Here is a 19,558-nt window from a genome sequence, read left to right on the forward strand (position 1 = left end):
ATCGACAAGGTATATTTTTCCATTAAAAATATTCAGATTCCGGGAGTTTTCTATTCCTTTAGTTTACACGATATTCCCAATTTCATGTAATAAAATGCAAAAAAGTTTAAATTGGGTAAAAGTTCCTAATGAGAGATGGTCTCAGTATGTTAAGACCATCTCTATGCTAATCAGTTGTTGAATTCCGCTCTGGGCAATCGAATTCCGCAGGGTGGCTACATTCCAACAAGCCTTAAAAAATGACTCTTAAACTAGGCTGTTGATTTCCGTTCCAGGCGCTTCGCTTTCCGCGGGGCGTGCGGTGAGCCTCCTCAGCGCTAAAGCGCTTGCGGGGTCTCACCAGTCACGCTGATCCCGCTGGAGTCTCGCGCCTTCCACTTCAATCAACAGGGCGTGATACCCTGATTGCTTTTCTATTTTTTAAAGATAAAATTACTTCTCCCTAGACTCCCAGTCTTTCAAAAATGCTTCTATCCCTTTATCAGTCAGTGGGTGGTTGAACATTTGCTGGATTACTTTGTATGGTACGGTTGCGATGTGTGCTCCTCTTAGTGCTGCGTCTGTTACGTGCTGTGGATGGCGGATGGACGCGGCGATGATTTCTGTGTCGATTCCATGGATGGTGAAGATTTCGGCAATCGTTGAAATCAGGTCGAGTCCGTTATGGCCGATGTCATCCAGGCGGCCAAGGAATGGAGATACATATGTAGCGCCCGCTCTTGCTGCCAGCAATGCTTGATTTGCGCTGAAAACAAGTGTTACGTTCGTCTTGATTCCCTCTTTTGAGAAAACAGAAACGGCCTTCAACCCTTCTGGGGTCATTGGCACTTTGATCGTGATGTTTGGAGCGATTGCTGCTAGCTCTTTTCCCTCTTTGATCATGCCTTCTGCATCTAGTGCGATGACTTCTGCGCTGACGGAACCAGGAACTAGTTCAGTGATTTCCTTCAAGCGGTCTTCAAATTTCACATTCTTCTCTTTTGCTACGAGCGATGGGTTTGTGGTGACACCGGATAAAATCCCTAGAGTGTATGCCTCGCGAATTTCTTCCATATTTGCAGTATCGATAAAAAACTTCATTTGTAAACGCCTCCAGTCGACATAATTTTCAATCTTATATAAATGGATAAAAACCGCCTTGATGTAAGGCGGTTTTATTATAACAGAATTTTATTGCTATTACGCTTTGTTGGAAGAACCGAATTCGCGCATTTTGCCGATTACAGTTTCCTTGATCGCGTCGCGAGCTGGTCCAAGGTATTTACGTGGATCATACTCATTAGGCTTTTCAGCCAATACCTGGCGAACAACTTTTGCTGAAGCAATCTGGTTTTCAGTATTTACGTTTACTTTAGCTGTACCGAAAGAAATAGCTTTCTGGATATCTTTTGTAGGGATTCCAGTTCCGCCGTGCAATACTAATGGTACGCCTGCAGTTTTGTTGATTTCTTCCATTTCCTTGAAGCCAAGGTTCGGTTCGCCTTTGTAAGGGCCGTGAACAGATCCAAGAGCTGGAGCAAGGCAGTCGATTCCAGTGCGCTGAACAAGTTCTTCACACTCTTTAGGGTCAGCATAGATAACGCCATCAGCAACGACATCATCTTCCTGTCCGCCAACTACTCCTAATTCAGCTTCAACAGAAACACCTTTTGAATGAGCGTATTCTACCACTTTTGAAGTGATTTCAACGTTCTCTTCGAAAGGACCGTGTGAAGCATCGATCATGACAGATGTGAAACCTGCGTCGATTGCTTCTTTACACTTATCGAAGCTTGAACCATGGTCTAAGTGGATTGCGACAGGAACAGTTGTTTTGTAGTCCTCCATCAATCCTTCTACCATTTTCACTACTGTTTTGAAGCCGCCCATGTAACGTGCTGCGCCCTCGGAAACACCTAGGATAACTGGCGATTTTTCAGCTTCTGCAGCCTGAAGGATCGCTTGAGTAAATTCAAGGTTATTTAAGTTAAATTGCCCAACAGCGTAGCCTTCCGCATTCGCTTTTTTCAGCATTTCAGTCATTGAAACTAAAGGCATATTTTTTCCTCCTTCGTTATGATCAGTTTTCATTTTGACAATGCTACCATTTTAAAGGTTTTCCTTCTCTGCTTTTGATTATGTACCCGAGAAGGCATTCATCAAAACGAATGATCCTGTGGAATTCATAAGTATCATACCAAAAGAAAATCAGAATTACCATCGTTCAAGCCTTGTTTTTGCAAGTGTCATAAAAATGCTATAAAGCAAGCGTTACCAATAATTTCACTAGTCTGTAAACTCGGTTTTTTACCTGCTTTTTAAAAGGAAATGCCCTCCGAAAATTCAAGAGGGCATTTCTATGTATCGGAAATTAATTAAGAAACGGTTTGCGAATATTTCTTCACTGCTGCGCGGATGTCGTCGATATCGAATGGTTTTGCGAAGTGTGTCAGCGCGCCCAAGTCCATTGCCTCCTGGATCATATCAAGCTCGCCGTAAGCGGTCATGATGATGACGCGGATATCAGGATCGATAACTTTCATTCTTTTTAAAATTTCAATTCCATCCATACCAGGGATCTTCATGTCCAAAAGAACTAGATCTGGTGGATGCTTCTTAACGATATCCAGGGCCTGGACGCCATTTGCAGCTTGATACGTTTGATAACCTTCTTTTTGCAGCACTTCATTAAGTAGAATTCTGATGCCAAACTGGTCGTCTACAATTAGTATTTTTTCTTTCATGCCGCCTCTTCCCCCTAATAAATGTAGTATATTTTATAATGTGTTTATCCAGGAAATGGTTTCGTCTTATCCCCATTTACACAATTCGTTAAAAAGCTTGAAATTCCTCCCATATTTTCAAACTTATTTTTCGACAGATGCTTTTTCATCTCTATTGTAGTACTTTATAATCAGTATTGGCAAAAACGGAGGTGCTCTTATGTTAAAAATGTTTTCGACACAGCTGACAGGTTTGTTCAACAGGCTTCAGGAAAAAGAAGAATTTTCGATTGAGGACGGAGCTCGCCTGCTTGCACAGGCAGCTGCTGGTGAGGGAACTGTTTATATTTTCGGTACGAAGGAGATGCAGGCAGTAGCCCTTGAAGCGGTCTATGGCGAGGAACCTTTGCAATCTGCTGCGATTTTCACTGATGACGTCGAGCTGGAGGCTGCTGACCGCGTTCTGGTTATAAGCCGATATGCTGACGATGAAGAGGCTGTCGGAGTAGCGCGCGAATTGCACGAAAAAGGGATTCCATTCGTGGCCATCTCCACGGTCCGCGCTGAAAATGAAGCCGTAAGCCTGGAAACTATGGCTGACGTGCACATCGATTTAAGATTGACAAAAGGACTCATGCCTGATGAAATGGGCAACAGAATCGGCTATCCTGCTTCCATCGTCGCATTATACATTTACTTCGGCTTGAAGTTCACGATTGAGGAAATTTTAGAGGAGTACTAACTCAGGGTTTGGACCCAACTGGTAATATATCGCTGGCAACTGGTATTATATTGGAGCTAACTGGTATTAAATCCATCGGAACGGGGATTAAAACCAGAATAAACAGCCAAAACTGTATAGCTCTTTGTAAAATATCCATATAAATAGCAAAAAGCCGGTGAATTCACCGGCTTTTTGCTATTTTCCCGCCTATTACTTACTTGACTTGATTGATGCTTCAATAAAGTCCCTGAATAATGGCTGCGGTCGTGTAGGTCTTGATGTAAATTCCGGGTGGAACTGGGATGCAAGGAACCATGGGTGGTCTTTAAGCTCGATGATTTCAACCAAGCGGCCATCAGGGCTTGTCCCTGAGAAGATGAATCCTTCTTTTTCCATTGCCTGGCGATATTCATTGTTGAACTCGTAGCGGTGGCGGTGACGTTCATAGATCAAATCGTCGTTGTAAGCAGCGAAGGCTTTTGTATCTTCACCAAGCTTACAAGGATATAGTCCAAGACGCAGAGTTCCGCCTAGATCTTCGATATCCTTCTGTTCTGGAAGAAGGTCGATGATCGGGTAAGGCGTGCTTGGCATGATTTCCGCAGAGTGAGCGTCTTTCAAACCAAGTACGTGGCGGGCAAATTCAACAGATGCAAGCTGCATGCCCAGGCAAATACCGAAGAACGGCACTTTGTTCTCACGTGCGTATTTTGTCGCAAGGATTTTCCCTTCGATTCCGCGATCGCCGAATCCACCTGGAACCAGGATTCCGTCTACGTCATTCAGCAATTCAACGACATTTTCTTCTGTAACTTCCTCAGAGTTGACCCATTTGATTTCGATATCACTGTCAAATGCGTATCCAGCATGCTTCAATGATTCAACGACTGAAATGTAAGCGTCTTGGAGCTCAACATATTTACCAACAAGAGCAATTCTTGTTTTACCTGAAAGATGCGTAACTTTTTCAACTAGCGCATTCCATTCTGTCATATCCGCTTCGCCGCAATCTAGCTTGAAGTGGTCGCATACAAGCTGATCCATCTTCTGGTCCTGCAAGGCAAGAGGGATTGAATATAAAGTATCCGCATCTGCAGCTTCGATTACCGCTTCCTTATCGATATCACAGAAAAGGGCAATCTTGTCCTTCATGTCCTGTGAAATCGGCATTTCTGTACGAAGAACGATGATGTTTGGCTGGATACCAAGACTGCGAAGTTCTTTTACGCTATGCTGTGTTGGTTTTGTCTTCATTTCACCAGCTGCCTTGATATAAGGAACTAACGTACAGTGGACGTACATCACATTATCGCGGCCAACATCATTCTTGATCTGGCGGATAGCTTCAAGGAACGGCAGGGATTCAATGTCTCCTACTGTACCGCCGATTTCTGTGATGACCACGTCTGCGCCTGTTTCTTTTCCAGCACGGAAAACGCGGTCTTTGATTTCATTCGTGATATGCGGGATAACCTGTACTGTTCCGCCCAGGTAGTCACCGCGACGTTCTTTTTTCAAGACAGTCGAATAGATTTTCCCTGTTGTCACGTTTGAGTATTTGTTCAGGTTAATATCGATGAAGCGCTCGTAGTGGCCAAGGTCCAAATCCGTTTCAGCACCATCGTCTGTAACGAAAACTTCACCATGCTGGTAAGGACTCATTGTCCCAGGGTCCACGTTGATGTATGGATCGAATTTCTGGATTGTAACATTCATGCCCCTGTTTTTCAGCAATCTTCCAAGAGATGCTGCCGTAATCCCCTTACCTAATGACGAAACTACGCCGCCTGTTACAAAAATATACTTTGCCATTGTGTAATCCCCCTCATCAAACAGTTTGTACAATATGTACCTGTTTAATTGATTTATAAATAAAATTTTTAACTAATTCATCAGTTTGCATTACATCATGCAAACCTATTTCACCGGGGGTTTTCAGCTTTCTGGACAAAATAAAAAAAACGCCCCGCATACATAGTATGGGGAGCGTTTTGTAGCTGTTTTACATAATCGTCCTTTTTTAAGGAGCCCAAAAAGTATTCTACAGCCGGTCCTGGTAAAAGTCAAGCTGTTAATTACAGTTCTTCGTCCTCGTCTTCCATGTCTTCTTCTTCCAGTGGAAGATCCTCTTCTTCGTCTTCTAACAACTCATCATCGTCGTCGAAGTCATCAGTGTCTTCAAGATCCTCATCGAAGTCTTCATCATCGTCGTCATCATCGAGATCATCATCGTCATCTTCATCAAACTCCTCGATGTCATCATCGAAGTCCAGATCCTCCTCATCGATTTCATCGAATTCGTCAAGATCAAGGTCATCTTCATCGACAGCTTTCTTAGCTTTCTTCTTCTTCGGCTTGACTGTCGTGACATTATCCTCTTCGATTTGGTCAACTGGATACCAAACGCGCAGTCCCCAGCGGCCTTCACCCTGGGACATGAAACGTCCATCTATGTTTATATCTGTATAGAACTGAACCATTTTTTCAGTTACTTCGGCCTCGTCCAATTTCATGACCTTCTTGATCTCTGCCATAAGTTCTTGGAATGTAATAGCCTGCTTTTTCTCTTTTAAAATTTCATAGGCAACTTCAATCAGTGACATTTCTTGAAGCTCTTCTTTTGAGTATTGATTTAAACTCAATTTTCGCACTTCCTTTCTCTATTCCAGGCCTTACCCGGCCTTGCGTCCGAAAACAAGGAAAATATCCCAGAATGCATATTCTACATTATAAACAAATTCTAAACCTTTATGCCAGTTTTATCTGTCCTTTTCTCGCCTTTTTTCGCTTTCGTTATCCGCTTTCCTGCTGCCAGCCCTTTTTCTCTTTTTAAGCTGGGCATAAGCCAGGAAAAAGAAGACAATCGAAAGAATGAAAAAAGATATCGCCCCGAGCTGTCGCTGGTATAGATAATACATGACTGCAGCTGCCATAACAGCCCCTGCCGTTAATAACACCGATCTCACAAATTTCACATCCTGAAGTAGGTCGTATGTATTAGCTGATATCTAGATTATATAAGATTATTTGGTAAAAGATATGAAAAATTCTATAAAAGTTGTTTTTGAACCAAATCCCATCTCATATTCATGCTCTCTTCATAGAAGCTGGAACATGGCTATTAATGATTATTAATAGGTTAATGCTAGTTTACGAAAAGTGCATAACAAAATGCAAGATGGCTTATAGTTTTCCTACAAGCCACCTTGCCCAATCCAGATCCATTGCAAAAAGCTCTAATGCCACGTCCTACCTTTATACACCATCGCTTTTGTTTTTAAACTCTGCTTACTTCATTTTTAAAAAGTCAATATCCTACATATTCCTGCGGAACTGGCCGCCTACTTCATATAGTGCCCTTGTGATTTGTCCAAGGCTTGCGTATTTAACCGTCTCCATCAATTCAGCGAAGATGTTGCCGCCGCTGACTGCTGCCTCTTTCAGACGGTTGAGTGCTTCTTCGGATTGATCCTTGTTTTTACCTTTGAAGGCTTCAAGGTTTTGGATCTGGGTTTCTTTTTCTTCTTTAGTCGCACGTGCAAGCTCCATCTTGTCGATTTCTTCCTCGGATGGAGGATTTGGATTCAGGTATGTGTTCACACCGATGATCGGCAGCTCTCCTGAATGCTTCTTCATCTCGTAGTACATTGACTCATCCTGGATTTTTCCGCGCTGGTACTGTGTTTCCATTGCGCCAAGCACGCCGCCGCGATCATTGATCCGTTCAAATTCCTGAAGGACTGCTTCTTCTACTAAATCAGTCAGCTCTTCGATGATGAACGCGCCCTGAAGCGGGTTCTCGTTCTTCGTCAATCCGTGCTCCTTCGTGATGATCATCTGGATGGCCATCGCGCGGCGAACAGATTCTTCCGTCGGCGTTGTGATTGCTTCATCATAGGCATTTGTATGAAGCGAGTTGCAGTTATCATGCAATGCCATCAAAGCCTGAAGCGTCGTACGGATATCGTTGAAGTCGATTTCCTGTGCGTGAAGTGAACGTCCAGATGTCTGGATATGATACTTCAGCTTCTGGCTTCGTTCATTTGCTCCGTATTTGTTCTTCATGACTGTCGCCCAGATGCGGCGGGCAACTCGGCCAATTACGGAATACTCAGGATCAAGGCCGTTCGAGAAGAAGAAACTCAGGTTTGGTGCAAAATCATCGATCTTCATTCCTCTGCTCAAATAGTATTCTACATAGGTGAAGCCATTTGAAAGCGTGAACGCCAGCTGGGAAATCGGATTCGCGCCTGCTTCGGCAATATGATAGCCGGAAATCGAAACAGAATAGTAGTTCCTGACCTTCTCATCGATAAAATATTGCTGGATGTCGCCCATCATTCTTAGTGCGAATTCAGTAGAGAAGATGCAAGTATTCTGCCCCTGGTCTTCTTTTAAAATATCTGCCTGAACCGTACCGCGGACGGTCTGAAGTGTCATTTCCTTCACTTGGGCAAACTCTTCATCATTCAGCTTGCGGTCAAGCTCTTGTTCCTTCTTTTCCACCTGCTGTTCAATCGCTGTGTTCATGAACATTGCCAGGATGATCGGTGCCGGTCCGTTTATTGTCATCGACACGGATGTTGATGGATGGCAAAGGTCAAATCCTGCATAAAGCTTTTTCATGTCATCAAGTGAACAAACGCTGACACCACTCTCGCCGACCTTACCGTAAATATCCGGACGGTAATCAGGATCTTCACCGTATAAAGTAACAGAGTCAAAAGCGGTGCTCAAACGCTTCGCATTGTCGTCTTTGGACAGGTAATGGAAGCGGCGGTTCGTCCGTTCAGGTGTACCTTCACCAGCAAACTGGCGCTTTGGATCCTCCCCTTCGCGCTTGAACGGGAATACGCCCGCTGTATACGGGAAGCTTCCTGGTACATTCTCAAGATATACCCAGCGTAAAATCTCGCCGTAATCCTTGTACTTTGGAAGCGCCACTTTAGGAATACTCAAGCCTGAAAGACTTTTCGTCCTTAGCTCAGTGACAATTTCCTTATCGCGGATCTTCGTCACGAACTGGTCAGCACTGTACTTTTCCTTCAACGCTTCCCAGTTTTCAATAATATGTTTCGATTCTGGCGTCAGCTTCTTCTCTACTTCTTCCTTCAGCACCTGTAGAGAGGATAGCACTTCACTGTAACTCCCGCTTTCTTTTACGGCCTCGATCGTTCCTGCCAACTGGAACAATCTGCGGGCGAGGTCCGACTGCTCTGCAGCAAGTTTATGATAGCCGCGGACCGTTTCGGAAATCTCACGAAGGTAATAGCGGCGGTCGTTTGGAATGATGACATTCTGTTTCTCAACTACTGCGTTTGTAGAGAAAGATGTCGTCCAATCTGTCCCTGCTTTTTCATTGATTTTATTGACCAGGGCTGCAAAAAGGGCGTTCGTGCCCGGGTCATTGAACTGGCTGGCGATCGTGCCGTAGACAGGCATTTCGTCCAGTTCTTTGTCCCAGAACAGGTGGCTGCGCTGATACTGCTTCTGCACCTGGCGCTTAGCGTCCTCAGATCCTTTGCGCTCAAACTTATTGATGACGATCAAATCTGCATAATCAATCATGTCGATTTTTTCAAGCTGTGATGGTGCTCCGAATTCGCTTGTCATCACGTACATTGAAACATCGCACACATCGGTGATTCCTGCATTGCCCTGTCCGATCCCGCTTGTTTCGACGATGACCAGATCAAAGCCTGCAGCTTTTACAACATCGATCGCATCCTTAATTGCCAGCGATAATTCTGACCTGGATTGTCTTGTCGCAAGGCTTCGCATGTAAACCCGTGGAGAGAAGATCGCGTTCATCCGGATACGGTCGCCCAGGAGTGCACCGCCAGTTTTCTGTTTAGTAGGGTCGACTGATAAAATCGCTACCTTCTTTTCAGGTATCTCATTGATAAATCTTCTGATCAATTCATCTGTCAATGAGCTTTTCCCAGCTCCGCCTGTACCAGTGATACCGACAACCGGAACGGATTTAGACATCGTCTTTACTTTTTCCATCAGTGTTTCAACAGCAGCTGCTGTTTCTTTTTCCGAACCGACATGCTGCTCGGCAAGCGTAATCAGCTTGGCAACCGCATTCGGGTCTCCAGCCTCAAGCTTTTCGATCTCCTCAACACCTTCTGGAGTTACCGTCGGGAAATCACATTCTTTGATCATCTGTTCGATCATGCCGTTAAGACCATATTTACGGCCGTCTTCCGGAGAAAAAATCCTCGCAATTCCGTATTCATGAAGTTCTTTTATTTCCCGAGGAATGATAACACCGCCGCCACCGCCGTAAATGCGGATATGGGAAGCGCCTTTTTCCTTTAAAAGATCATACATATACTTAAAATATTCAACGTGCCCGCCCTGATAGGATGAAATCGCTATTCCCTGTGCATCCTCCTGGATCGCGGCATTGACGACCTCCTCAACGGAACGGTTATGGCCAAGATGGATGACCTCGCCACCCATTGACTGGATGATCCTTCGCATGATGTTAATTGAGGCATCGTGGCCGTCAAATAAGCTTGAAGCTGTCACAAAGCGAATATGGTTTTTTGGCTTATACGTTTCCTGCATACTCATTTTGTTCCCCCTGTTCCTAATTTCATTTCCGACCCCTTGATCCCCTTGAAAAGCAGTTCTGTCTGAAGCTCTGTATACTCTTCTAGAGTGTACAGCTTTTGCAGCGCCCAGCGGCGGAATCCCCACATCTGCCCCTGGACGAAAATATCATGGGCAATGATTTTGACATGTTTTTCATCCAGATCAAGCTCGCCATTTTCGACGCAGCGCTGGATGACATCCTCAAACATCCCGACCATTTCAATCTCTTTTTTCAGCACGTAAGGAAGCGCATCCTTTGTCAGCGACTTTACCTCCTGATACATGACGAGCACTTCGTCCTGCAGGTCGTCCATGACCTTGAAGTAATTCGCGATCCCTACCTTCAGGCTCTCGAGCGTCCCCTGATTGGTGTCGAGATTTTCTTGAAGGCGGTCGCGAACCTCGTCATAGATGCTATCACAGACAAGATATAGCACGTCTTCCTTCGTGCGGATATATTCATAAAGGGTGCCGATGCTAAAGCCTGAAGCCCGGGCAATCTCTCTGGTCGTCGTGCGGTGGAAGCCCTTCTGCTTGAAAAGGGTAACGGCCCCTTTGATCATCTGGTCGCGCCTTTTTTTCACAAGTCGCTCATCTTTTACCGACGCCTGCACTTCTCGCTTTTTCATCAACTTCTACCCGCCTTGTTATTTCGTCAGCATCCTGGAGATTACAAGGCGCTGGATTTCCTGTGTACCTTCATAGATTTGCGTGATTTTCGCGTCGCGCATGAAGCGTTCAACGGGATAATCCTTCGTGTATCCGTAGCCGCCGAATACCTGTACCGCTTCAGTCGTTACCTTCATCGCTGTGTCGCCGGCAAACAATTTGGACATCGCAGACTCCTTGCCGTATGGAAGACCTTCAGACTCAAGCCATGCCGCCTGGTAGGTTAATAGTCTTGAAGCTTCAACAGATGTAGCCATATCAGCAAGCTTGAAGCCGATACCCTGGTTTGCAGCGATTGGCTTGCCGAATTGCTGGCGCTCTTTTGCATAATCTACTGCAGCATCAAGTGCACCCTGTGCGATTCCGACAGCCTGTGCCGCGATTCCATTACGGCCGCCATCAAGCGTCATCATTGCAATTTTGAAGCCTTCGCCAACTTCACCAAGGATGTTTTCCTTTGGCACGCGGCAATCTTCAAAGATGATTTCTGTAGTAGGAGATGAACGGATGCCGAGTTTTTTCTCCTTCTTGCCGACAGAGAATCCAGGGAAGTCGCTTTCGACGATGAACGCAGTTGTTCCTTTATGCTTGCTAGATGGATCAGTCAATGCGAATACAACATAAATATCCGCTACACCGCCATTTGTGATGAAAATTTTCGAACCGTTCAATACATAGTGGTCGCCATCTTCTTTTGCCGTCGTTCTCATCGCGCCAGCATCTGAACCGCTTCCTGGCTCAGTCAGGCCGTATGCACCGATGCTTTTTCCTTCAGCCATTGGGCGTAAGTACTTTTGCTTCTGCTCCTCGTTTCCGAACTTGTAGATCGGCCAGCCAGCAAGTGATGTATGTGCTGACAGCATTACGCCTGTGGAAGCACAAACGCGGGACAGCTCCTCCACCGCGATGCAGTATGCAAGATAGTCAGAGCCAATTCCGCCGTACTCTTCAGGCCATGGAATACCAGTCAGGCCAAGCTCAGCCATTTTGTCAAAAATCTCGCGGTCAAAACGCTCCTCTTCGTCACGCTCAGCAGCTGTCGGAGCCACTTCATTCCTGGCAAAGTCGCGGACCATTTTTCGGATCATTTCATGTTCTTCGGATAATCGGAAATTCATTTTTGTTTCCTCCGTTACTGTTTATTTGAATTGAGTTATCTGCATTTGCAGGCACCAATTGATCCCCATCTCATGGTTCAACTGGTCACATATCTTGTTTACTGACAGCTTTTCTGCTTCCACTGCCTACCCTGTCACGATTCCCGGCTTTTCTTGACAGCTTTCAGCCTTCCACTGCCTAACCTGTCATGATTCCAGGCTTTTCTTGACAGCTTTCCAGCTTCCACTGCCTAACCTGTCACGATTTCGCGCTTTTCTTGACAGCTTTTCTACTTCCACAGCCAAACCTGTCACGATTCCGGGCTTTTCTTGTCAGCTTTCCGCCTTCCACTGCCAAACCTGTCACGATTCCCAGCTTTTCTTGACAGCTTTCCGCCTTCCACTGCCTAACCTGTCACGATTCCCAACTTTTCTTGACAGCTTTCCAGCTTCCACACCTCTACCGGTCATAATAAAGGGCTTACAGTTGCTTGCTAATAACAATCTTCTGTATCTCACTCGTGCCTTCGTAAATCTCGGTTACTTTAGCATCGCGGAAGTAGCGTTCGACTGGATATTCTTTTGTATAGCCGTAGCCGCCGAATACCTGGATTGCTTCTGTGGTGACTTCTACTGCTGTTCGTGATGTGAAAAGCTTTGCCATGGAGGCTTCGATTCCGCATTTTTGGCCCTCTGAGCGTAACTGAGCAGCACGATAGATTAATAGCTTCGCAGCTTCGACGGATGTTGCCATGTCTGCCAGCTTGAATCCGACGCCTTGCTGGGCAGCAATTGGTTTGCCGAACTGGACTCTTTCTTTTGCGTAATCAGTCGCCGCTTCCAAGGCTGCTTCTGCAATACCAAGAGCCTGAGCGGCAATGCCGATGCGTCCAGAGTCAAGGTTGCTCATCGCGATTTTGAACCCTTCACCTTCCTGGCCGAGCAGGTTTTCTTCTGGCACCTTCATGTCTTCAAATGTCAGCTGGACCGTGCGTGAGCCGTAAAGTCCCATTTTGTGCTCATCTTTGCCAACGATGAAGCCCGGTGTGTCTTTCTCGACGATAAAAGCGGAAACGCCTTTCGTGCCAGCTTCCGGATTAGTAGAAGCGAAAACGATATACACATCTGCTTCGCCGCCATTCGTGATGAACACCTTCGAGCCGTTCAACACATAGTGGTCATCTTTCTTGACCGCCCTTGTTTTCAGACTGGCAGCATCAGAGCCGGCACTTGGTTCCGTCAGACAGAATGCACCAAGATATTCGCCTGCAGCAAGCTTAGGTACATATTTTTTCTTTTGCTCTTCCGTACCAAAATACAATATCGGGTTCGTACCGACTGAAGTATGGACAGAAAGGATAACACCAACTGTTGCGCTGACCTTTGAGATTTCATGGATCGCGATGATGTAAGAGATGAAATCCATCTCCGACCCGCCATATTCTTCGGGAACCGGGATTCCCATCAGGCCTAGCTCGCCCATCTTCCTTAAAATCTCCCTCGGGAACTCGCCCTCTTCCATTTTTTCAACAAATGGAGCGATTTCAGTTTGCGCGAAATCTCGCACCATTTTACGCATCATTTCCTGCTCTTCTGTAAATCTCAGATTCATTTATAGCCCTCCCCACGTCCAGACAAATATTTATGTACGGACGGATTCACGAAAAATAATTACTCGTAAGTATAGAAACCACGGCCTGATTTTTTGCCTAACCAGCCTGCTTTTACATATTTTCTTAACAACGGGCAAGGGCGGTACTTGTCATCGCCAAAGCCTTCGTGGAGTGTTTCCATGATATAGAGGCAAGTATCCAGGCCGATAAAGTCAGCAAGTGTCAGCGGTCCCATTGGATGATTCATACCGAGCTTCATGACTTCGTCGATCGCTTCCTTCGTCGCTACTCCCTCGTACAATGTGTAAATTGCTTCATTGATCATCGGCATCAAAATGCGGTTTGAAACGAAGCCTGGGAAGTCATTCACTTCAACAGGAACTTTTTCCAATGTTTTGGTGATGTCTTCGATTGTTTGATAGACTTCATCTGCAGTCGCCAGACCACGGATGATTTCAACTAGCTTCATTACAGGTACCGGATTCATGAAGTGCATGCCGATGACTCTTTCCGGACGCTTTGTTGCTGCAGCGATTTCGGTGATTGGCAATGATGATGTATTGGAAGCAAGGATTGCGTGTTCAGGCGCAATTTTATCAAGCTGAGCAAATATTTTAGCCTTGATATCCATATTCTCGACTGCCGCTTCGATAACAAGATCAGTCTTTCCCGCATCCTGAAGGTCATTTGAAGCCGTGATCCTGCCAACAATTTCGTCCAGCTGCTCAGCTGACATCCGGCCTTTGTCCACTTGACGGTTAAGATTTTTCTTGATTCCAGCAAGACCGCGTTCCACAAATTCTGGTTTCAAATCATTTAAAAATACGTCGTATCCAGCCTGCGCACACACCTGGGCAATACCGGAACCCATTTGTCCTGCGCCAATTACCATGATTTTTTTCACACTCATTCGTTTTCCTCCTCTAGAATCATTACAACGGAGAGCAAGTTAACTGCCCTCCCGTCTATTGTCAAAATCCTTATTGCTTCGGAACCTCAATCATCACTGCGTCTCCCTGTCCTCCGCCCGAGCAGATGGCCGCAATGCCGACCCCGCCGCCGCGGCGCTTCAGTTCATGCATCAAAGTGAGGATGATGCGTGCCCCGCTTGCTCCGATAGGGTGGCCAAGGGCAACCGCACCGCCGTTCACATTGACCTTTTCCGGATCAAGGTTCGCAATGCGTCCACTCGTCAATGCGACTGCAGCAAAAGCTTCGTTGATTTCAAATAGATCAATTTCATCCAGCGACTTGCCGGTCTTTTTCAATAACTCATTGATGACGATTCCAGGTGTCTTCGGAAAGTCCTTTGCTTCTGTTGCGATCGCTGCATGCCCAAGGATGACTGCCTGCGGTGTCCTGCCTTCACGCTGTGCGCGCTCTTCGCTCATCAGCACGAGGGCTGCCGCGCCGTCATTGATTCCCGGTGCGTTACCGGCAGTAATGGTGCCATCCGAGTTGAAAACTGGGCCTAACTTCGCTAGCTTTTCAACTGATGTATCCTTCCTTGGTGCTTCATCATGCTGGACCAAAATTGGGTCGCCCTTCCGCTGCGGCACTTCAACCGGAACGATTTCCTCAGCAAGCTTTCCTGATTCAATCGCTTCAATCGCCTTCTGGTGGCTGCGATATGACCATTCGTCCTGTTCCTGGCGGCTGATTTCATATTCCTTCGCTACGTCATTTCCGTAAGTGCCCATATGGACTCCCTTGAAGCTGCAAGTTAATCCATCGTGAATCATCAAGTCCTTTACCTGGCCGTCGCCCATTCTGAACCCCCAGCGTGCTTTCGGAAGAATATATGGTGCGTTGCTCATTGACTCCATTCCGCCGGCAACAATGACTTCCTCATCTCCCGCGCGGATGATCTGGTCTCCTAACGTCAAGCTGCGCATACCTGAAGCACAAACCTTATTGATTGTTTCCGTTTTTACTTCCCACGGGATTCCAGCTTCTCTTGCAGCCTGGCGTGAAGGGAGCTGTCCCTGGCCTCCCTGCAATACTGTGCCAAGAATGACCTCGCCGATTTCTTCCGGCTTTACTTCCGCACGTGCCATCGCTTCCTTTACCGCGATTCCGCCAAGCTGGCTCGCCGTGAATCCGCTCAAAGCTCCGCCAAGCTTGCCAAATGGTGTTCTAGCTCCTGCTAAAATGACTGTCTTTCCCATTGCCATCTCTCCCTTTCAATCTATTAATTTTGGAAAATGAAAAATACATCTCAATCCAGTCTTTTTTGATTGACTGAACGCTCGCTCGAAACTGGTCCAAAAAAATTTGCGTATTCTTGTGTATATGAGGGGTTTCTTGCTGAAGATTAATGTAAGCGCTTTATCAATATATTCATTTTATCTCAAAAATAGTAGAAATTGAAACACTTTGCTAAAAATTCTGTCATATGTCGAATTTTAACTGTGAGTCAACTTCTACTATTCAAGTTTTAGTATTAATTTGTATTAAGAAACAAGCGGTTTGATTTCACCGAATACGGATTTTTCGAGTAGTTCAGCAACGTCTAGTGTATCGACGTTTTCTTCTACTTCCTTCGCTTTAGTTCCATCAGAGAGCATTGTCAGACAGTAAGGGCATCCGGAACTGATGACGGATGGGTTCACAGCAAGTGCCTGTTCTGTACGGGATACATTGATCCTGTGTCCTGTTTCTTCTTCCATCCACATCAAGCCGCCACCTGCGCCACAGCACATTGCTGTATCACGGTTACGTTCCATTTCCTTCAGATCCACACCAGGAATCGCCTTGAGGATATCACGCGGAGCGTCATACACCTCGTTGTAGCGGCCAAGGTAGCAGGAATCATGGAAAGTGATCGTTTCATTCACTGCATGCTTCGGAGTGAGTCTTCCTTCCTTGACTAATTGAGCGAGAAGTTCAGTGTGGTGGTAAACCTCGCCCTCAAAGCCGAAATCAGGATATTCGTTCTTAAAGATATTGTATGCGTGAGGGTCGATCGTCACGATCTTCTTCACTTCATTTTTCTCGAATTCTTCGATATTCTTTGTCGCAAGCTCCTGGAATAGGAACTCGTTACCAAGGCGGCGTGGTGTATCGCCTGAGTTCTTTTCCTTGTTTCCAAGGATTGCGAACTTAACGCCTGCTTCGTTCAATAGCTTAGCGAACGAAAGGGCAATCTTCTGGCTGCGGTTGTCAAATGAACCCATCGCGCCAACCCAGAATAAGTATTCGAATTCTTCGTCAGCCTTTTTCATTTCTTTTACCGTAGGAATGACAACGTCGTCACGAAGCTCGCGCCAGTTTTCTTTTTCCTTACGGTTCAAGCCCCAAGGGTTGCCCTGACGCTCAATATTTGTCATCGCGCGCTGTGCGTCAGCGTCCATCTTACCTTCAGTCAAAACTAAATAACGACGGAGGTCGATGATTTTGTCAACGTGTTCGTTCATAACCGGACACTGGTCTTCACAGTTACGGCAAGTTGTACAAGCCCAGATTTCTTCTTCTGTGATGACATCGCCGATCATGCTTGGACTATAAGCAAGGCTTGCAGCAGCTTCATTCGCGCCCTGTCCTGCAGCAGCTAATGCGATCTGATTGCCCTTTGTATTGGAAAAAGCAAATGTCGGAACCCATGGCTGCTTGGATGTAACTGCTGCGCCGTGAAGCGTCAAATGGTCACGCAGCTTGACGATCAAGTCCATTGGCGACAGCATTTTTCCAGTGCCTGTTGCCGGACACATATTCGTACAGCGTCCACATTCTACACATGCGTAAAAGTCGATCATCTGTTCATAGTTGAAGTCGGTGATTTTACCTGCACCGAATGTTTCCTGTGTTTCATCTTCAAAATCAATTTTTGTAATCTTCCCTGGTGAATCAACCCTAGTTAAATAAACATTGGCTGGTCCTGCGATCAAGTGAGCATGCTTGGATTGCGGTACATATACCAGGAACGCAAGCAGGAACAAGAGGTGAATCCACCATGCGATATAGAAAATCGTGATGGCAGCTACCTCAGGAATTCCGCTGAATGCTGCCGCAATAAGAGATGCAACCGGTTCAGTCCATGTTCCTTCATGGCCGTGCCAGATCATGCTCATTCCGTTTCCGAGCAATACAGAAAGCATCAATCCACCGATGAAAAGAAGAACAAGCCCATTTTTAAAGCCGCGCTTCAGACGGACAAGCTTTTCAACATAACGGCGGTAAAAAGCCCATACTACCGCTACTAGAATTGTAAGTGTAACGAGTTCCTGAAAAAACGTGAAACCTGGATATAATGGGCCTAGCGGCAAATGAGAGCCTGGCTTGATTCCTTTCCAGATAAAATCAATTGCCCCGAACTGGACAAGAAGAAATCCATAGAAAAACATAACGTGGATCGCACCGCTTTTCTTGTCCTTCAATAGCCTTTTCTGGCCAAATACATGGACAAGGATTCTTCTCCAGCGATCCTTGATATCATCATCAAACTCTGATTTCTTGCCGAGCTTGATGTACTCGATTCTCGTCTTGACCACGTATACAAACAAGCTGACAGCGTAAGCGGTTACAAGTAAGAACGCGATAAGATTAATCCATAGCAGACCGTTCATAAAAATCATTTACCCCTTTCGATGCTGATTTTTGGATGAAAATTTTTAACCAAACAAATTTTCTGAATATACCTTTAACTACATTATATAATGAATGAGCATTCAGTCAACTCATTTCCTTTCATTTCTGAAAATTGTTTACACTTCCCCTTTAACAGGAACTTAACATATATCAAGCGATTTCGGCAAAAATAATATGAAAAGCGGAAGCGCCTTGGTCAGCCCCGACAAGCGGTGGAGGGCCGACCGGTGAAGTCGTTCTTTGACTTCATTGGTCGGACCGAAGCGTCTCGAGGGGCTAGGCGCTGGAGCTGGACACTGATTGAGGTGAGCCTGGCGATGCTTTAATTTACTTTTAAGGGAGCCAAATCGCTATGGGAATTGGATGGATTTTATTTTTTATATTAGCTGGGCTTGCCCTGTGGGTGTTCATGGACTTCACGCTTGGCAGGAAAAAGCATCTGGCAAGTGCCAAAACAAATACGCTGCCTGTCCGTGAAAGCGACCTTGTCATTTTTGCGGAAGGTCCTAAATTGTTTGATGACCTTTTTTCGGAATTAAAAAATGCAAAGCAGCACATTCATATTTTGTTTTACATCGTCCAGGATGATAAAATCAGCCAGGAATTTCTCTCCATTTTAAAACAAAAAGTAAAGGATGGGGTTGAAGTACGCCTTATGGTGGATTGGGTAGGCAGCGGATTGAAGCGCAAAACCATCAAATCGCTGAAGGCTGCCGGAGTAGAATTCGCCTATTCTCAAATGCCAAAATTACCGTTCTTATTTTATTCATCCCAGGTGCGGAACCACCGGAAAATCACCGTAATTGATGGACAGATCGCGTATCTCGGCGGCTTCAATATCGGCGAAGAATATAACAATCATGATCCGAAACTGTCTCCATGGCGCGATTACCATCTGAAAATGACAGGTGAAGGAGTCAGTGATCTGCAGTCAGAGTTCCTTGAGGATTGGCATGCAGCGGCAAAAGTCAATCTGCTGCAAAACATAGGCTATTTCCCTGTTCTAAAAAAAGGAGCTATTCGACATCAGATCGTTCCTACCGAAGGCATCCTGCTCGAGGAAATGATGTCAGATCTGATCACCAATGCAAAAACCTCGATTTTTATCGGAACACCCTACTTCATCCCGAGCAAAAGGGTATTCAACTTATTGCGGGATGCGATCAAAAGAGGTGTTTCAGTTACGGTTCTTGTTCCGCTCGTTTCTGACCATGTTCTTGTCAAAGAAGCATCCTACCCTTATTTGAGGACTCTGATCAAGGATGGAGTCGAAGTCTACCAGTTTTTGAATGGCTTTTACCATGCCAAGGTCCTCCTCGTGGATGATGAGGTTTGTGACGTTGGTACCGCCAATTTCGATAAAAGAAGCATGTTCTTGAATTATGAATTGAACTGCCTGATTTATGATGGTGATTTTATAAAAAAAGTTAAAAGGATTTTGACAGAAGACATCCTGAATTCACGGAAGGCTGCATTGGATGATTTCAGCCGTGCGCTGCTGAAGGAAAAAGCTGCGAGTACGATATCCTACTTTTTATAAAAGAGCCGGCATCCAGGCATTGA

The 19,558-nt window shown here is 45.6% G+C and carries 15 protein-coding genes; 2 read left to right on the forward strand and 13 right to left on the reverse strand.

Translation table 11 applies throughout. The features are described from left to right. Nucleotides 1-432 precede the first annotated feature (432 nt). From fsa to CD004_RS21370, 3 genes are all read right to left on the reverse strand, one after another. Nucleotides 433-1,080 (reverse strand): fructose-6-phosphate aldolase, encoded by a 648-nt coding sequence (fsa, locus tag CD004_RS21360; RefSeq protein ID WP_102264605.1) that lies wholly within the window; start codon nucleotides 1,078-1,080, stop codon nucleotides 433-435. A gap of 99 nt (nucleotides 1,081-1,179) precedes the next feature. After that, nucleotides 1,180-2,037: a class II fructose-bisphosphate aldolase gene (locus tag CD004_RS21365; protein WP_102264606.1), complete on the reverse strand. Its 858-nt coding sequence runs from the start codon at nucleotides 2,035-2,037 to the stop codon at nucleotides 1,180-1,182. Between the two features lie 317 nt (nucleotides 2,038-2,354). Beyond that, nucleotides 2,355-2,723, reverse strand: a complete 369-nt coding sequence (locus CD004_RS21370) for a response regulator (RefSeq protein WP_041964634.1) — start codon at nucleotides 2,721-2,723, stop codon at nucleotides 2,355-2,357. Between the two features lie 199 nt (nucleotides 2,724-2,922). On the opposite strand from CD004_RS21370, the gene CD004_RS21375 reads away from it, so the two are divergent. Next, nucleotides 2,923-3,444, forward strand: coding sequence for a DUF2529 domain-containing protein (locus tag CD004_RS21375; RefSeq protein ID WP_102264607.1), 522 nt, complete (start codon nucleotides 2,923-2,925; stop codon nucleotides 3,442-3,444). Between the two features lie 192 nt (nucleotides 3,445-3,636). Here CD004_RS21375 and CD004_RS21380 read toward each other — a convergent pair whose 3' ends face one another. The 10 genes from CD004_RS21380 to CD004_RS21420 form a co-directional block, all read right to left on the reverse strand. Beyond that, complete coding sequence (locus CD004_RS21380; protein ID WP_102264608.1) at nucleotides 3,637-5,238, reverse strand: CTP synthase; 1,602 nt, start codon at nucleotides 5,236-5,238, stop codon at nucleotides 3,637-3,639. 263 nt (nucleotides 5,239-5,501) lie between these two features. After that, nucleotides 5,502-6,068 carry a DNA-directed RNA polymerase subunit delta gene (rpoE, locus tag CD004_RS21385; RefSeq protein ID WP_102264609.1) on the reverse strand — a complete coding sequence of 189 codons (567 nt, stop codon included), beginning with the start codon at nucleotides 6,066-6,068 and terminating at the stop codon, nucleotides 5,502-5,504. A 117-nt stretch (nucleotides 6,069-6,185) separates the two neighbouring features. Next, the gene (locus tag CD004_RS23945; protein ID WP_158651619.1) at nucleotides 6,186-6,392 is read right to left on the reverse strand and encodes a hypothetical protein; all 207 of its coding nucleotides are present in this window, start codon (nucleotides 6,390-6,392) and stop codon (nucleotides 6,186-6,188) included. Between the two features lie 349 nt (nucleotides 6,393-6,741). Further along, nucleotides 6,742-10,002, reverse strand: coding sequence for a fused isobutyryl-CoA mutase/GTPase IcmF (gene icmF, locus CD004_RS21390; RefSeq protein WP_102265199.1), 3,261 nt, complete (start codon nucleotides 10,000-10,002; stop codon nucleotides 6,742-6,744). A gap of 2 nt (nucleotides 10,003-10,004) precedes the next feature. After that, entirely contained in the window at nucleotides 10,005-10,658 is a 654-nt protein-coding gene (locus CD004_RS21395; protein WP_041964675.1) for a TetR/AcrR family transcriptional regulator, read from the reverse strand. Nucleotides 10,659-10,676: 18 nt separating this feature from the next. Beyond that, entirely contained in the window at nucleotides 10,677-11,816 is a 1,140-nt protein-coding gene (locus tag CD004_RS21400; protein WP_102264610.1) for an acyl-CoA dehydrogenase, read from the reverse strand. 460 nt (nucleotides 11,817-12,276) lie between these two features. Then, a complete protein-coding gene (locus tag CD004_RS21405; RefSeq protein ID WP_102264611.1) occupies nucleotides 12,277-13,407 on the reverse strand; it encodes an acyl-CoA dehydrogenase in 1,131 nt (376 codons plus the stop codon). 59 nt (nucleotides 13,408-13,466) lie between these two features. Then, a complete protein-coding gene (locus CD004_RS21410; protein ID WP_102264612.1) occupies nucleotides 13,467-14,318 on the reverse strand; it encodes a 3-hydroxybutyryl-CoA dehydrogenase in 852 nt (283 codons plus the stop codon). Between the two features lie 70 nt (nucleotides 14,319-14,388). Next, entirely contained in the window at nucleotides 14,389-15,576 is a 1,188-nt protein-coding gene (locus CD004_RS21415; protein ID WP_102264613.1) for an acetyl-CoA C-acetyltransferase, read from the reverse strand. Between the two features lie 285 nt (nucleotides 15,577-15,861). Continuing rightward, nucleotides 15,862-17,973 (reverse strand): (Fe-S)-binding protein, encoded by a 2,112-nt coding sequence (locus CD004_RS21420; RefSeq protein ID WP_102264614.1) that lies wholly within the window; start codon nucleotides 17,971-17,973, stop codon nucleotides 15,862-15,864. 374 nt (nucleotides 17,974-18,347) lie between these two features. On the opposite strand from CD004_RS21420, the gene cls reads away from it, so the two are divergent. Next, nucleotides 18,348-19,535, forward strand: a complete 1,188-nt coding sequence (cls, locus tag CD004_RS21425) for a cardiolipin synthase (protein ID WP_102264615.1) — start codon at nucleotides 18,348-18,350, stop codon at nucleotides 19,533-19,535. The last annotated feature ends 23 nt before the right edge of the window (nucleotides 19,536-19,558 follow it).

The sequence above is a fragment of the Mesobacillus jeotgali genome, assembly GCF_002874535.1.
GTDB classification, from domain to species: domain Bacteria; phylum Bacillota; class Bacilli; order Bacillales; family Cytobacillaceae; genus Mesobacillus; species Mesobacillus jeotgali.